At 68.1% G+C, this 15866-nt stretch carries 13 protein-coding genes; 7 read left to right on the top strand and 6 right to left on the bottom strand.

The features are described 5' to 3' along the window. The 4 genes from ACSQ3S_RS19835 (at position 1) to ACSQ3S_RS19850 (ending at position 3783) form a co-directional block, all read left to right on the top strand. Positions 1-576 carry a YfiR family protein gene (locus ACSQ3S_RS19835; RefSeq protein ID WP_436143518.1) on the top strand — a complete coding sequence of 192 codons (576 nt, stop codon included), beginning with the start codon at positions 1-3 and terminating at the stop codon, positions 574-576. Beyond that, positions 573-2486 carry a putative bifunctional diguanylate cyclase/phosphodiesterase gene (locus tag ACSQ3S_RS19840; protein WP_436143519.1) on the top strand — a complete coding sequence of 638 codons (1914 nt, stop codon included), beginning with the start codon at positions 573-575 and terminating at the stop codon, positions 2484-2486. Before ACSQ3S_RS19835 ends, ACSQ3S_RS19840 begins: the two co-directional genes overlap by 4 nt. An 84-nt stretch (positions 2487-2570) precedes the next feature. Further along, positions 2571-2987 (top strand): cupin domain-containing protein, encoded by a 417-nt coding sequence (locus ACSQ3S_RS19845; protein ID WP_176651142.1) that lies wholly within the window; start codon positions 2571-2573, stop codon positions 2985-2987. Positions 2988-3051: 64 nt separating this feature from the next. After that, on the top strand, positions 3052-3783 hold the full coding sequence (locus tag ACSQ3S_RS19850) for a hypothetical protein (RefSeq protein ID WP_436143520.1): 732 nt from the start codon (positions 3052-3054) through the stop codon (positions 3781-3783). An 11-nt stretch (positions 3784-3794) separates the two neighbouring features. Here ACSQ3S_RS19850 and ACSQ3S_RS19855 read toward each other — a convergent pair whose 3' ends face one another. From ACSQ3S_RS19855 to ACSQ3S_RS19870, 4 genes are all read right to left on the bottom strand, one after another. Continuing rightward, a complete protein-coding gene (locus ACSQ3S_RS19855) occupies positions 3795-5264 on the bottom strand; it encodes a hypothetical protein (protein ID WP_436143521.1) in 1470 nt (489 codons plus the stop codon). Continuing rightward, positions 5261-6133: an ATP-binding cassette domain-containing protein gene (locus ACSQ3S_RS19860; protein ID WP_436143522.1), complete on the bottom strand. Its 873-nt coding sequence runs from the start codon at positions 6131-6133 to the stop codon at positions 5261-5263. The genes ACSQ3S_RS19855 and ACSQ3S_RS19860 overlap by 4 nt, the downstream gene beginning before the upstream one ends. Further along, positions 6130-6528: a GntR family transcriptional regulator gene (locus ACSQ3S_RS19865; RefSeq protein ID WP_176651146.1), complete on the bottom strand. Its 399-nt coding sequence runs from the start codon at positions 6526-6528 to the stop codon at positions 6130-6132. The genes ACSQ3S_RS19860 and ACSQ3S_RS19865 overlap by 4 nt, the downstream gene beginning before the upstream one ends. 81 nt (positions 6529-6609) lie before the next feature. Beyond that, complete coding sequence (locus ACSQ3S_RS19870) at positions 6610-6882, bottom strand: hypothetical protein (protein ID WP_436143523.1); 273 nt, start codon at positions 6880-6882, stop codon at positions 6610-6612. Between the two features lie 104 nt (positions 6883-6986). Here ACSQ3S_RS19870 and xth point away from each other — a divergent pair, with 104 nt between their 5' ends. From xth to ACSQ3S_RS19885, 3 genes are read left to right on the top strand one after another with little or no spacing between them, the layout of a single operon-like run. Beyond that, positions 6987-7772 carry an exodeoxyribonuclease III gene (gene xth / locus ACSQ3S_RS19875; protein WP_436143524.1) on the top strand — a complete coding sequence of 262 codons (786 nt, stop codon included), beginning with the start codon at positions 6987-6989 and terminating at the stop codon, positions 7770-7772. Beyond that, a complete protein-coding gene (locus tag ACSQ3S_RS19880) occupies positions 7769-8536 on the top strand; it encodes a histidine phosphatase family protein (RefSeq protein ID WP_436143525.1) in 768 nt (255 codons plus the stop codon). The genes xth and ACSQ3S_RS19880 overlap by 4 nt, the downstream gene beginning before the upstream one ends. A gap of 2 nt (positions 8537-8538) precedes the next feature. After that, the gene (locus tag ACSQ3S_RS19885; RefSeq protein WP_436143526.1) at positions 8539-9432 is read left to right on the top strand and encodes an NAD(P)H-hydrate dehydratase; all 894 of its coding nucleotides are present in this window, start codon (positions 8539-8541) and stop codon (positions 9430-9432) included. A gap of 99 nt (positions 9433-9531) precedes the next feature. Here the strand turns inward: ACSQ3S_RS19885 and ACSQ3S_RS19890 are convergent, their stop codons facing one another. Together ACSQ3S_RS19890 and ACSQ3S_RS19895 are read right to left on the bottom strand one after the other, a co-directional pair. Next, complete coding sequence (locus ACSQ3S_RS19890; protein WP_436143527.1) at positions 9532-11199, bottom strand: peptide chain release factor 3; 1668 nt, start codon at positions 11197-11199, stop codon at positions 9532-9534. Positions 11200-11270: 71 nt separating this feature from the next. Continuing rightward, positions 11271-15863, bottom strand: a complete 4593-nt coding sequence (locus ACSQ3S_RS19895) for a PilC/PilY family type IV pilus protein (protein ID WP_436143528.1) — start codon at positions 15861-15863, stop codon at positions 11271-11273. Positions 15864-15866: the final 3 nt, after the last annotated feature.

A 15866-nucleotide genomic window follows, 5' to 3' on the forward strand; every position in this document is an offset into this window, starting at 1 on the left:
ATGCCCGTCGCGCACCTTTTCTCCCCGTCCACCCTGCGCGCCGCGTCGCGCGGCGCCTTGTGCACGCTGCTGCTGGCGGCCAGCGGCGGCGCCTGGACGCAGGTGCCGCCGCCGGTCACCACGCCGGTGGCCGAATACCAGCTCAAGGCCGCCTACATCTTCAACTTCGCCGTGTTTGCCGAATGGCCGGCCGACGCGCTGGCGGCCGGCGATCCGCTGCAGTTGTGCGCTTACGCCGGCAACACGCTGTTCGACGCGCTGCAGGCGCTGGCCGACAAGACCGTCAACGGCCACCGGCTGGCGGTGCGGGCGCTGGCCGGCGACAGCACGCGCGGCTGCCACCTGCTGGTGCTGGACCGCCAGGACCGCGAGCGCTGGCCGCTGCTGCACCGCAGCCTGACCTTCGCCAGCGTGCTGACGGTGGCCGACGACCGCCAGATCGCCGCCGCCGGCGCCATGCTGTCGCTGTTCATGGAAGACAAGCGCGTCGTGTTCGACGCCGACCTGGGCCCGGTGCGCAGCGCCCGCCTGCTGCTCAGCTCCAAGCTGCTGCGCCTGGCCAGGAGCGTGCAATGAGCAAGCCGCCGCAGTCGCCCACGCCGCTGCCGAACATCTCGCTGCGGCCCGGCCCGCTGGGCAGCCGCGTCGCGCGCAGCAACCTGATGGTGGCCGGTGCCGCGCTGGCCCTGGCCGGCGTGCTGCTGGTGCTGTTCCAGTACATCGCGCTGCGCGGCGCACTGCTCGACGACCTGCAGGTGCAGGCGCGCATGACCGGCAACAACAGCACCGCCGCGCTGCTGTTCGGCGACCAGCGCGCCGCCGCCGAAACGCTGGCCGGGCTGGCGCTGTCGCCGGCGGTGCAAAGCGCGGCCGTGCTGGACCGCGCCGGCCGGCCGCTGGCCGGCTACCGGCGCGACGGCGCCGCCGCGCCCGCGCTGACGCCGCAACTGCTGGCCGAGCGGCGCCAATTCAGCGGCGCCACGCTGGAGGTGCTCGAACCGGTGTCGGCCAACGGCGAGATGATAGGCAGCGTCGTCATCCGCGCCTCGCTGGCGCCGCTGTACCAGCGCCTGACCGGCTTTGCCGGCTTCACCGTGGCCGCCGCGCTGGCCGCGCTGGGCCTGGCCTGGCTGCTGGTGGCGCGCATGCGCGCCGCCGTGCGCAAGGCCGAGCAGCACCTGCACTACCTGGCCCACGTCGATCCCATCACCTCGCTGCCGAACCGCAACGAGTTCAACGAGCGGCTGGCCGCCTGCCTCAAGCGCGCCGACCGCCAGCACACCGCGGTCGGCCTGCTGCTGCTCGACCTCGACAACTTCAAGGTGGTCAACGACACGCTGGGCCACAACTGCGGCGACCTGCTGCTGCAGCTGGTGGCGCAGCGGCTGCGCGGCACGCTGCGCGCGCACGACATCATCTGCCGCATCGGCGGCGACGAGTTCGTGGTCATCATCGAAGCGGCCGAAGCGGCCGGCGAAGCCGACACCGTGGCGCGCAAGATCCTGCGCGCGCTGTCCGAGCCGTTCCAGATCGAGCACCACCTGCTGCACGTCAGCGCCAGCATCGGCGTGGCGGTCTACCCGGCGCACGGCGACAACGCGCTGTCGCTGATGCGCGGCGCCGACACCGCCATGTACTACGCCAAGAGCCTGGGCAAGAACGGCTACGAAATGTTCCTGCCCGAGATGGCGTTGCGCGCGCACAAGCGCCTGAAGATGGAGGCCAATCTGCGCCGCGCGCTGCAGGAAAACCAGCTGACCCTGCACTACCAGCCGCAGATCGACGTGCGCAGCGGCCGCATGACGGGCATCGAAGTGCTGTGCCGCTGGACCTGCCCCGAGCTGGGCACGGTCAGCCCGGCCGAATTCATCCCGGTGGCCGAGGAAAGCGGCGTCATCGTCCCGCTGGGCCGCTGGGTGCTGCAGACGGCCTGCCGCCAGGCCGCCGCCTGGCGCGGCCAGGGCCTGTTCGACGACATCGCCCACTTTGCCGTCAACCTGTCGGCCGCGCAGACGCGCGACGTCGGCCTGATGGACGAGGTGCTGGCGCTGCTCAAGGAAACCGGGCTGCCGGCCGGCGTGCTGGAGCTGGAAATCACCGAGGGTGTCATGATGGACAACGTCAACGCCAACCTGGCGCTGATGCAGCGCATCCAGGAAGCCGGCATCCACCTGTCGATCGACGACTTCGGCACCGGCTACTCGTCGATGGCGTATTTGAAACGCTTCCCGATCGACCAGCTGAAGATCGACCGCAGCTTCGTCAGCGACGTGCCGGGCGACGGCGCCGCCATCGCCACCGCCATCATCGCCATGGCGCACAGCCTGAACCTGTCGGTGGTGGCCGAGGGCGTCGAAAGCGCGCAGCAGGTCGAGTTCCTGCGCGAGGCCGGCTGCGACATCATGCAGGGCTATTATTTCGCCAGGCCGATGGCCGCACCCGAGCTGGAAGCGCTGCTGCGCGAACGCCGCCGCTTCATCGGCTAGCGGCGCCGAACCGTCTGTCGTACAATCTGCCTGCGCACCGCCATACGACAGCCTTCGATGTACCTTCCGCCGAAAGGACACGCCATGAAACCGCTTCCGTTTGCCCGCACCACGCTGATTCGCAACACGCTGTTCGTCCTGCTGCTTGCCGGCGCCGCCGGCACCTTGCTGGCCCAGGCCCCCGGGATACGCCGCACGGTGATCAAGAAGGCCGACGTCTCGGTGCCCGGCCGCGAAGCGGTGGTGGCCAGGGTAGAGCTGGACGCCGGCGCCACCGCCGGCCGCCACACGCATCCCGGCGACGAGATCAGCTACGTGCTCGAAGGCGAAGGCGAATTGCGCATCGACGGCGAAGACCCGCGCCGCGTCAAGGCCGGCGAATCGTTCGTGATCCCGGCCGGCACCGTACACGACGCCCTCAACGTCGGCAGCGGTACGCTCAAGCTGGTCGGCGTGTACGTGGTCGAAAAAGGCAAGCCGCTGGCTACCGCCGCCAAATAGTTGTCATCACAGTTTCATCTGATGGCGCTACAGTGGCGGCGCCTCGAATGAATATTGAACTGTAATGATGATGATGATGTTGACTTCCCTCGCCCGGCTGCGCGCAGCCGGTGCATACGCCGCCCCTGCCGCCCTTGTCCTCCTGCTGGCGCCCGTCTGCGCCCACGCCGGCCGTCCGATGACGGTCGACGATGCCGCCATTGCCGCGCCCGGCCAATGCCAGCTGGAGACCTACGCGCAGCATGCGCAGCACTACGACGAATACTGGGCCACGCCGGCCTGCAATGTCGGCGGCGACTGGGAGCTGGCCGTCGGCGGCGCCTGGGCCGACGACACGGCCGGCCCGCACAGCCGCACCGTGCACTTCGGCCGGGTGCAGGCCAAGACGGTGTTCAAGCCGCTGGAGACCGACGGCTGGGGCCTGGGACTGGTGCTGGCCGACCAGTTCCGCACCGGCCGCAGCGGCGACGGCGACCTGTCGGCCAACGTGCCGCTCAGCTTTTCGCTGCGCGGCGATGCGGTGCTGGTGCACGTCAACCTGGGCGTGATGCGCCCGGCCGACGCCCGCCGCAGCAACGCCACCTGGGGCAGCGGCGCCGAGTTCAAGCTCGGCGAGCGCGACTCGCTGACGGCCGAAGTCTATGGCCAGCAGCGCGCCGGTTCGCGCTACCAGTTCGGCCTGGCCCACGCGCTGATCCCCGACCACCTGCAGGTCGACGCCACCTGGGGCCGGCGCCTGGCGCGCGGCGCCGTCGAACAGGTCGTCACGGTGGGGCTGGTGCTGCAGTCCAACTGAGCGGCCGCGCGTCAAACCGCCAGCCGGCCTGCGGGGAACGCCTGCGGCAGCGCCATCATGCGCTGCCAGCGCAGTCCCATGGCCAGCACCGACAGCAGCGCCAGCGCGCCACCCAGCCAGAACCATGGCATACCGGGCACGCTGCGCTCGACCTGCATCGCCACCAGATAGACCACCGCCCCGGCAAAGCAGCCGCCCAGGATCATCGTATGGTTGTAGCTGAACGGCATGCCGGCGTAGTCGCGCAGCAGTATGAGACCGAACGGCAGCACCGCCATCGCCATCACGAAGGTCGCGCCGCGCAGCGGCGGGCCGCCGACGATCGCCGCATCCAGCCCGGCCGCGCAGGCAAAGGCCGCCAGCCAGACCAGCAGGAAGCGCGTCAGCAGCGTGCGCGCCAGCAGACGGTTGAGCGCGGCCGCTCGCGGGGCGCCCGGCGTCAGCAGGTACAGGCTTTGCTCCGTGCCGCGGCGGCTGATGGCGCAGGCCGCGCCGCCGGCGTAGGTCAATGGCGCCAACAGTACCGACATCTGGATCACCGAGGTCTGCGCCATTTGCTGCACCAGGCGGACGTCCGGGCCCAGGTACAGCACCAGCAGCACCGTCATCAACGCCAGCAGCAGCAGGCCGCCGACGGCGACGCCGTGATGGCCTTCGACGCCCACAGTATGCATCATCATGCGCGCGGCCGATGCCGGGACGGCGCGCCGGTTGTCGCGCCGCAGCGTCGCCCGATAGACGGTGCCCGATGCCGTGCACCACAACTTCACCCAGCGCGGCATGCCGCTGGCGGCGGGAGCGCCAGCCGACGGCGCCAGGTTGCGCTGGCGCGCCAGGCGCGCATTGAGCTTTCTGTGCCATGTCCAATGGTTGTCGCCACCGCGCGGGAACACCGCCAGCAGTCCCCATGCGCCCAGCGCAGCGACCACGATCAGGCCGACGCCCGCCACCACCGGCTCGCCGGCCGCGGCGGCCATGCCGATCAGCTGTTCCAGCCGCCGCTGTACCGACACCGATGCAAGGATCACCGCCGACGGCAGGAACACCAGCAGCATGTAGCGCTGCACGAACAGCATGTACACGCAAAACAGTCCGATACCCGCCAGCAGGTAGCCGAAATGGCCGAACACCGCCGCCAGCAGCGCCGAAACCAGCAGCGTCGTGGCGACGAGCACCAGCACCGTCAGCACCATCAGCCGGCGCCGCAGTTGCGGCACCAGGCCGGCGTACTCCGGCTGGTTCTGCCGCGCCGCGCTGCGCAGCCAGGTGCCGCACCACAGCAGGATGCCCGCCGCCGCAGCGCAGGCGGCGACCGCGCCGCCGAAGCGCGGCAGTGCCGGCGACAGTCGCAACAGCAGCGGCGCGCCGATCGCCACCGCCGCCAGCAGCGCGCTCACGCGCAGCATCATGCCGCGTCCGCAGCGGTCCAGTATCACCTGGCGCATCATCTGGCCGTAGCCGTCGTAGAAGGCCGCGCTCATTTGGTCACCTCGACGAACAGGTCTTCCAGGCTCAGGGTTTCGACCCGCAGCTCCGGCCCGGCGCGCAGGTCGGCCGCCTCCTGCCCGCTCAGCCGCGCCAGGATGCTGACGCCGCCGCTGCGGTCCTGCCGGCGGCCGATCTCGTCGCGGAAGCGCAGCGGCGCCAGCGCGGCGGCGCTGCCGGTGATGCGGTGCGTGCTCTCCAGCAGCTCATCCAGCGGCGCCTGCAAGGTGATCTTGCCGCCCTGCAGGAACGCCACGTCCAGCGCCACCCGCTCCAGGTCGGACAGGATGTGGGTCGAGAAGATCACCGTCGTATCGCGCTCGATGACGCCGTCCACCAGCTCGTGCAGGAAGTCCCGGCGGCCGACCGGATCGAGGCTGGCCACCGGCTCGTCCAGCACCAGCAGGCGCGGATCGTGCGCCAGCGCGCGGATGATCGACAGCCGCTGCTTCTCGCCGCCGGACAGGCGGCCGATCTGCTTGCCTGCGCAGTCGGCCAGGCCCCAGCGCTCCATCAGGCCGGCCACCTTGGCCTCGTTCCAGCGCGGGTACAGCGCCTTGAAATAGTCCAGCATCTGCGCCGGCGTCAGCCACTCGAACAGCTCCGACTTCTGCGGCACGTAGCCGATGTTGGCGCGCGCCTCGTCACCGATCTGCGCGGCCGGCTGGCCGAACAGCGTGCTGGCGCCGGCGTCGGCCTCGCGCAGCCCGAGCAGGCATTCGAGCAGGGTCGACTTGCCGGCGCCGTTGCGGCCCAGCAGGCCGATCACCTTGCCCGGCGCGATGTCCCAGTTCACGCCCTGCAGCACTTGCTGGCCGCCGAACGCTTTATGCAGGTTGGCGACATTGACGATCGATGCATTCATTTCTCTTCCTTCAGGATTTTATTAAAGAGAGCGATCACGGCGTCCGGATCGAGTTCGAGTTGACGGGCTTCGGCGGCGGCCCGCTCCAGCGTGGGCCGCAGCAGCGCTTCGCGTTCGTGCGTGCTGTGCGGCGCCGCCTTGCGCTCGGCCACCAGCATGCCGATGCCCCGGCTGCGCGCCAGCAGGCCTTCGGTTTCCATCATGTTGTAGGCCTTGGAGACGGTCATCGGATTGACGGCCAGCGCCTGCGCCACTTCGCGCACGGACGGCAGCACGTCGCCCGGCGCCAGCACGCGGGCGGCCAGCAGGCGGCGGGTCTGCTCGATCAGCTGGCGGTAGATCGGCTCGGACGAACCGGTCGCGATCGTGTACAGGGAGGGGGTATGGGAAGTCATTGCCAGTCGTATTCGTGTATTAGTTGAATAATACAGTAGACTACAAACGGCGGCTTGTCAAACAAAAAATATGCGGAGGGGTCAGCTGTTGCGGCGCTGCTCCGGCTGCCACAGCACCCGCGAAATGGTGCGCAGCGACACGCCTTGGGCGGCGAAATAGTCGATCGCGGCGATGTGGCCCTTGCAGGCGTACAAGGCGAGGCCGTTTTCCACCACCCGCGCCATGTCCTTGTCGGGCCGGGCGACCAGCCGCAGCGGCTGGGGATTGCAGCCGGGCCAGGCCGGCGTACGCGGCGGCGGCGCGCGCAATGGATGGATGATGCCGACCACGCGTCCGGATTTGCTGTTGTCCATGTCACGTCCTCGTTCCAGATATGCCGCCAGCTTAGTACCGCCAACGCCGGCGGTATGTGCGGCCACGCACGGTGGCGGCGGCGCGGCTGACTGATAATCGGCTCATGCGCATCGCCACCTTCAACGTCAACGGCATCAACAGCCGCCTGCCCGCCCTGCTCGCATGGCTGGAGCGCGCTCGGCCGGACGCCGTCTGTCTGCAGGAGCTGAAGGCGCCGCAGGACAAGTTTCCCGAAGCCGCTATCAAAGCGGCCGGCTACCAGGCCGTCTGGCACGGCCAGAAGAGCTGGAACGGCGTCGCCATCCTGGCCCGCGGCGAGGCCCCGGTCGAGGTCGGGCGCGGCCTGCCCGGCGATCCGGACGACGAACAAAGCCGCTACATCGAAGCGGTGGTCGGCGGCGTGCTGATCGCCGGCCTGTACCTGCCGAACGGCAATCCGGCGCCCGGCCCCAAGTTCGACTACAAGCTCCAATGGTTCGAACGGCTGATCGTGCACGCGGCCAGGTTGCTCGACAGCGGCGCGGCGGTGGTGCTGGCCGGCGACTTCAACGTCATGCCGACCGAGCTCGACGTCTACAAGCCCGAGCGCTGGGTCGACGACGCGCTGTTCCGCCCCGAGGTGCGCGCCGCCTTCCACCGGCTGCTGGAACAGGGCTGGTGCGACGCGCTGCGCACCATGCATCCGGGCGAAAAGATTTACACCTTCTGGGACTATTTCCGCAACGCCTACAGCCGCGACGCCGGCCTGCGCATCGACCACCTGCTGCTCAGCCCCGCCCTGGCGCCGGCGCTGAAGGCGGCCGAGGTCGACCGCGACGTGCGCGGCGGCGACAAGCCCAGCGACCACGCCCCGGTATGGGTGGAGCTCGAACTGGAGGGGCGCTCATGAGCGAACAGAAATGGCCGCACCAGCTGTGGCTGGCGCGGCATGGCCAGAGCGCCGGCAACGTCGCGCGCGACGCCGCCGAAGCCGGCGCGCAATTGCTGATCGATATCGCCGGGCGCGACGTCGACGTCGCGCTGTCGCCGCTGGGCCGGCGCCAGGCGGTGGCGATGAGCGGCTGGTTCGGCGCGCTGCCGGCCGAGGCGCGGCCCAGCGTGGTGCTGTTCTCGCCCTACGCCCGCGCGCGCGCCACCGCGCAGGCGGTGCTCGACGCGCTGGACCGTGACCGGCTGAGCGCCGTGGTGGCCGACGAGCGCCTGCGCGAAAAAGAATTCGGCATCCTCGACCGGCTGACGCCGCTGGGTATCCGCGACAAATATCCGGAGCTGGCCGAACAGCGCCAGCACGTGGGCAAGTTCTATTTCCGTCCGCCGGGCGGCGAGAGCTGGTGCGACGTCATCCTGCGCCTGCGCAGCACGCTAGACACCATCACCCGCGAGTACCGCGGCGAGCGGGTGCTGATCGTCGCGCACCAGGTGATCGTCAACTGCTTCCGCTACCTGCTGGAGCGCATGGACGAGGACGCGATCCTGGCGATCGACCGCGCCGGCGACGTGCCCAACTGCGGTATCACCGAATACCGTTACGACCCCGGCGCGGGCAAGCACGGCAAGCTGGTGCTGGTGCGCGCCAATTTCGTCGCGCCGCTCGAAGAGTCCGGCACGCCCGTCACCCATCAGCCGGACCTGCCGGCCGCACCCAAATCATGATCATGGACGACACCGAACACATCATTGAAATCACCGCCGCCGCGCTGCGCGACTGGCCGCTGCCCATGCCGGACGCGGAGGCCGACAAGGAAACGCGCGGCCACGTGCTGATCATCGCCGGCTCGCGCGAGATGCCGGGCGCGCTGCTGCTGGCGGCCGCCGCGGCGCTGCGCGCCGGCGCCGGCAAGCTGACCATCGCCACGGCCGCCGGCGTGGCGCCGCAGATCGGCGTCACGCTGCCGGAAGCGCGCGTGATCGGGCTGGCCGAGACCGCCGAGGGCGGCTTGCAGGACAGCGGGCACAGCCTGCGCGACGCCTGCCGCCAAGCCAGCGCGGTGCTGATCGGCCCCGGCATGCAGGACGACGCGGCCAGCACGGTGCTGGTGCGGGCGCTGCTGCCGCACTGCGCCGAGGTGCCGCTGATCCTCGACGCCGCCGGCATGAGCATCGTGCGCGCCAGCCACGGCAGCCACCGCTTCGACCAGCCTGTGCTGTTGACGCCGCACGCCGGCGAACTGGCCGCGCTGAGCGGCGCCGACAAGCTGGAAATCACCATCCAGCCCGAAGCGGCCGCGCGGCGGGCGGCACAACGCTGGCACGCCACCGTGGCGCTGAAGGGTCCGGTGACCGCGATCGCCGCGCCGTCGGGCCGCCTATGGCGTCACCAGGGCGGCAACACCGGCCTGGCGATATCCGGATCGGGAGATGTGCTGGCGGGATTGATCGTGGGCCTGGCGGCACGCGGCGCCGCGCTGGAACAGGCGGCGTCGTGGGGCGTGGCGCTGCACGCGATGGCGGGTGAACAGCTGGCGCTGCAGCATGGCCCGCTGGGCTACCTGGCGCGCGAGATCAGCGCCGAGGTGCCGGCCCTGCTGCGCGCCATGGCGGCCCATTAAGTAATCCGGGGTCAGATCTGACATTCGGACACGAACTCTACCGTAACAGCCGCTACGGTAGAGTTCGTGTCCGAATGTCAGATCTGACCCCGGGTTTGTTTAGACCAGCTTGGCCGAGTGCTCGCGGGTGGCGTGGAACTGCAGCTTCGGCCAGCGTTCCTGCGTCAGGCGCAGGTTGACGCTGGACGTGGCCAGGTAGGCCAGGTTGCCGGCCGCGTCGTAGGCGACGTTGTGGCCCAGCGCGTCCTCGAAGTCCGACAGCGCCTTCTTGTCGTCGCTGGACACCCAGCGCGCGCTGCTGATGCTGGTGCCTTCGAACACCGCGTCGACACCGTATTCGTTCATCAGCCGGCTGGCGACCACCTCGAACTGCAGCACGCCGACCGCGCCCAGCACCAGCTCGCCGCCCTGCACCGGCTTGAACACCTGCACCGCGCCCTCCTCGCCCAGCTGCTGCAAGCCCTTGTGCAGCTGCTTGATCTTCAGCGGGTTGCGGATGCGCACCGAGCGGAAGAAGTCCGGCGCGAAGTACGGAATGCCGGTGAAGGTCAGCAGCTCGCCTTCGGAGAACGAGTCGCCGATCTGCATGTTGCCGTGGTTGGGCAGGCCGATGATGTCGCCGGCGTACGCCTCTTCCACCTGCTCGCGCGACGACGCCATGAACGTCACCACCGACGACACCTTGATCTCGCGCCCCAGGCGCAGGTGCTTGACCTTCATGCCGCGCTCGAAACGCCCCGAGCACACGCGCAGGAAGGCGATGCGGTCGCGGTGCGCCGGGTCCATATTGGCCTGGATCTTGAACACGAAGCCGGTGAACGGTTGTTCCTTCGGATCGACCGCGCGCACCGTGGCGTCGCGCTCGCGCGGCGCCGGGGCCCAGTCGACCAGCGCCGACAGGATCTCGCGCACGCCGAAGTTGTTGATCGCCGAACCGAAGAACACCGGCGTCTGCACGCCGGACAGGAACTGCTCCAGGTCGAACGGATGCGAGGCACCGTGCACCAGCTCCACTTCCATCTTCAGCTGATCCATCTCCAGCGGGAACATCTCCTGCAGGCGCGGATTGTCGATGCCCTTGATGATCTCGAAGGCGCCGTCGGCCTTTTCCTCACCGGCCTTGAACAGCATGATCTCGTCGTTCAGCAGGTGGTACACGCCGCGGAAGTTCTTGCCCATGCCGATAGGCCAGGTCACCGGCGCGCACTGGATCTTCAGCACCGATTCAAGCTCGTCGAGCAGCTCCAGCGGATCGCGCGTCTCGCGGTCCATCTTGTTCATGAAGGTGACGATCGGCGTATTGCGCATGCGGCAAACGTCGAGCAGCTTGATGGTCTGCGCCTCGACGCCCTTGGCGGCGTCGATCACCATCAGCGCCGAGTCGACCGCCGTCAGCACGCGGTAGGTGTCTTCCGAAAAGTCCTGGTGGCCCGGGGTGTCGAGCAGGTTGACCACGTGGTCGCGGAATTCGAACTGCATCACCGACGAAGCCACGGAAATGCCGCGCTGCTTCTCGATCTCCATCCAGTCGGAGGTGGCGTGGCGGCCGCTCTTGCGCGCCTTGACCGTGCCGGCCATCTGGATCGCGCCCGAGAACAGCAGCAGCTTTTCCGTCAGCGTGGTCTTGCCCGCATCCGGGTGGGAAATGATGCCGAAGGTGCGGCGGCGCTGTACTTCGCGCGCGATCAGCGCCGGTGTCTTGGCGCTGACCGCGGTGTTCGCGTCGTCGTTATTTTCGGGTATTGCGTTTTCGATATCGTTGACCATTTGTTCGCGATCTGAGGCGGTTTTGCAAAACCCTCGATTTTACCGATACTTGGCCGCCCCGTGTGAACTCTTTACTCCCCCTTGACCCGGCGCCAGCCCACCCGGTGCGCCTCGGCCGACTTGCCCTCTTGCAGCGAGGTGGTCTTGGTTTCGCCGGTGGCCAGGGTGCTGATCATCTTCAGCTGCCCGTTCGGCAGCCGGATGATGATGAAGCCGACCGCCGCCGAGGTGTTCGACAGGATGCTGCCGGCCGGCACGCCCGGCAAGGCGTTGCCGGTGCAGATGTCGACTTGGTAGGCGTTGGACGAGCCGCCGACGTTGCAAGACGACGAGGACGTCGGCAGGTTGGTCACCACGTTGGCCACGCCGCTGACGATCTGAGGATCGAGGTTCATCCGTTCGCCCGGATGCAGCGACCAGTCGAAGTACCAGCCGTCCTTGGTGCTCAGGTCGACCGCGTTGCTGGTGATCGCATAGGTGATGTTGCTGCCGCTGCCGACCTGGCTCAGCGTCTGCTTGACCATGCCGCTGCCGCGTATCGTCAGCGGCAGGCCGTTGTCCTTCAGCAGGTACAGGCTCTGGGTGTCGGTGTTGGCCGTGTCCGGCAGGTCCAGCAGGCGGCCGCTGCCGAACAACACCACGCGCTGCGCGGTCGTGCTCGGCGTGCTGACGCCGCCGACCGTGACCGTGGTGGTCACGCCGCACAAGGTCACGTCGGGACGGGTGGTGATGGGCTGCAGCGGGCCGGAATCGCCCATCTTGACCACCGGCACGGTGGCGCCGCTGGCGTCGGTCAGGTCGAAGCGGTACATATGGCCCTGGTTGTCGCCGCCGTAGATGTAGGTGGTGACCGGATCGATGTTGGGGTCGGTGCTGATCGAGGTGATCTTGGCCAGGCCCGACGGCGTGGTGGTGTCGCCGGCCAGGGTTGAAATCTTTTTCAGCACGGCGCCGGTGCCGACGTCGACGATGTACAGGATGCCCTGGCCGCTGCCGGAGTTGACGCCGTCCACGCCGGGCACATTGTTGTAGCCGGAGGTGAGGAACACCACCCATTTTCCCTTCCACATGCCGAACTGCGGGTTGCCGAAGGTCAGGCCGAGGTCCGGATCGTTGGTGCTGCAAACGACCGGGTCGGCGCACAGCTCCCACAGCGGCTTCGGATTGGAGGGGTCGGTGACGTCGAGCGCATAGTAGCCGCGGCCGCCGCCGTTCAGGCCGGCCACCAGCACGGTGGCCCATGAGCCGCCGATCTGCACGTCGGCCAGCTCGGGCGAGCCGTCGGTGGTGAACTGGTGGTTGGTGCCGTAGGTTGTGCTGGCCAGCGCGTACAGCTTCTTCATCGTGATGCGCGGCATGTAGGCCCACATCTCGTCACCGGTGGCGGCGTTGAACGCGTGCAGCATGCCGTCGTTGGCGGCGGTGAACACGGTTGCGGCCGGTACACGCTTCTTCGACTCGTCCTTGAAGTCGCTGTAGCCGGTGGTGGTGTAGTTCTTGCGCGAATCGCGCAGATAGGCCGGCTTGGACGAGGCGATGTCGCCCAGCAGGATGGGGATGGGGCCGGCGGCGCCCGCCGGCGTATGGTCGGTCAGCGTGTAGGCGCGGAACAGGTTGTCGTCGGCATACTGCTGGGAGCCCAGCAGGTAGTTGACCAGGTTGGCGCCGTTGTTGACGATGGCCTTGTCGGCCGTCGACAGCAAGGTGCACTGTGACAGCGACGTGCACTTGTTGCTGAACCAGCCCTGCTCCAGCGCCGACATGGTGGCGTAGTCGACCTGCCGCAGCGCGCTGGCGTTGGCGGTATTGAGCATCAACACCGTGCGACTGCCCGGCGTGGTCTTCTTGCCCACCGTGTCCGAACTGGTCCAGGTCGGCGTATTGCCGACGATGCCGGTCGACGGGTCAATCTTCTTGTCCGACAGCTCGCCGTACCACTTCACGGTGGTAAAGGTGTCGGAGAAGATATCGTTGTCTTGCTGCGAGATATTCGGCGTCGAGGTCGCCGCCGCGGCCGCCGCGCCGATGCGGATCTGCATATTGGCCAGCGCCTCGCTCAGGCCGTCGACCACCTCCTTCGGCTGCGACGCACTGAAATACTTGCCGTGGCCGTTGATGGCCGCGTGCCACAGGTCGTCCACCCGTTCCTGCACGGTGCTGGCGCCGTTGGTGACGTCCGGATCCGGCCAGACATAGGCCTGGTTGCTGTTCCACGGGCAGCCGCTGGCGGCCTGGGTGATCAGGTTGTAGAAGTCGCCGCCCGGCTTGGGCGCGGTGTCGTAGTTAGGCTCGTAGCTCATCACGCCGTCCACGCCCAGGCCCAGCGTGTAGGTGTTCATGTGCAAATGCGTGTTCTCGCCGGCGCCGGCCGGCACCGAGCCGGGCGAGGTCATGTCCGGCTCCAGCGTCGGCCGCAGCGATACCGTGTCGGTGCTGGAGCCGCCGTTGTACCAGTGCAGCGCCACGTCGGCGATCGAGGGCTGGGTCTGCGCCCGCTTGTCCACGCAGCCGCGCGCGGCCGTGCAGAAGCGCGAAGGGTCCTCGACGTTGTCGTTGTTGACCACATTCGCGGTCGACGAGCCGTTCCAGTAGCCGTCGGTGGTCAGTATCATGAAGTTCTGCTGGCACGGGTACTGCACTACTTCGCTGCCGGCCGCGTAGTTGTACGGCGTCAGGTTGGCGAACATGCGGCCGACGTTGTCCATCGCGGAGCGGATCGGCGTCGAGCCCGAGGTGGTGGTGTTGTACAGCGCGGTGTACCAGCTGGAGCGCGCGGTGCCGGTGAAGTCGGCCGGTTTGAGGTCGATCGCGCTGCCGGCGCCGGCGTTGGACAGCTTGACGTAGCCGACCTTGTAGTTGGCGGTGATGGCCGAGAAGGCGATGCCGACCGAAGTCTTCATCATTTGCAGGCGGCTTTTGTAATAGACATACCAGTTGGCGAAGTTGGTCATTTCCTCGCTATAGGTGCAGACTCCCGCCTGGGTCACGCAGTCGCTGCGGTCGACGCCCTTCGGATAGGTCTGGCCGGAGACGATGTTGACCCGCACAAAGGTGCTCGGGCTGGTGCCCGACGACATGGCCGACGTCACCACCGGGATGCCGTCGACCCAGCCGCTGCTGTTGGTATTGGTAAAGGTGATGCCGGAAATGGCGGTGGCCGCCGGCGCTTCGCCGTTACCGGTGGCGGCGATGTTCACCAGGCACACGGTCGTGGTGGGCGAACTGGCGCCCTGGCATACGCTGGTGGCCGCGTTGCCGCCCATGTACGCGCGCACATTGCCGGCGACGCCGATGGCGGCCACGATTTCGCCGGCCGTGAAGCTGGCCGCCTTGCTCTTGGTGATGGAGATATTCGACGCGACCGCCGTGCCGGCCAGGGACACCGTGGTCTTCAGGCCGTTGGTGTTGGTGGTGGTGCCGGCCAGCTTGATCAGCGCGGTCGACGGCACCGGCGTCGTGACCGACACGGCCAGGGGCCATCCGGCGCGCGAGCTGTCGGCCACCACGGGGCAATTGGCGATGTTCTTGGTGGCGCCGCTGCAATTGACCGCCAGCACGGCGACGATGTTGTCGGCGATCAGCGAGATGCCCAGCGTGCTGCAGGCCGGCACGTTGGCCACGCCGGTCGGCGAGCGCACGCAGGCCAGGTAGCGCTTGGCGGCGGTGCTGACGTTGTTGTTGATGCTGGAGGCGAGCAGGCTGGCCACGCTCTGGCGCTTGAGTGCGGTATTGGTGCCGGTGCTGGCCGTGACCACGCCGTTGGTCAGGGTGACCACGGTGCTGCCGCTTTCGGTGATGGACGCGCTGTTGACGGTCATCGACGTGGCGCCGCTCGATGCACCGATGGCGATGGTGCCGTAGGATGCGATCGACGCCACCGACGTCGAATAGCGCGGGTACTTGAACGGGGCGACCTGCTTGGCCTGGCAGGTGGTCAGGTTGACGTCGCTGCACCAGCGCACCTTGACCGGCACCGGATAGCCGGACGGCGCCGGCGCGCCCACCGACGTCGCCTTGCAGTTGGTCATGGTGGCGTCGGTGCAGTACTCGGCCACGCCGATGGTGTAGTAGTAAGGGCCGCCGTAGATGGTGGTCGGCTTGGTGTAGAGGTTGTCCGGGTAGTTATAGCTGGTGCTGTTGACGTTGCAGTCCGAGGTGTTGCTCGGGTCGCACCACTTGGTGTCGGGGAAGCCGGTCACCAGGCTGATGGAGGTGGAGCTGCTGTTGAACATGTCGGCCTTGTGGGCGCCGAAGCCGTCGCCCGAGACCACGGTCCAGGTGCTGGTGTTGGCGCTGGTCTGCTCGGCGTAATAGCTGCCGTCGGACTTGATCGGCACCGCGTAGTGGATCGCCGGGTTGTAGTATTGCTTGTTAAAGTCGGGGCTCATGAACGGCGGATGGCCGACGTCGCACGGGATCTGGCTGGCGGCAAAGGTGGCGGCGCCGCGGCAGATCGTGTCGTTGACGTAGTCCGGCGTGTAGGTCTGGTCCATCGAGCCCGAGTTGTCGAACAACAGCATCAGGTTGGGCTTGACGGTGCCGGTACCGGTGATGTTCAGCAGCGGCACCTGGGCGATCTGGGTCTGGGCGGAAAACGCGGCGGCGGACGCCAGCAGCGACAGGCCGAGGACGGCGCGCAGCAGCGCGGACAGTGTCAGTTTCATGAT

This window comes from Duganella sp. LjRoot269 (assembly GCF_964254095.1).
GTDB classification, from domain to species: Bacteria; Pseudomonadota; Gammaproteobacteria; order Burkholderiales; family Burkholderiaceae_D; genus Rugamonas; species Rugamonas hordei.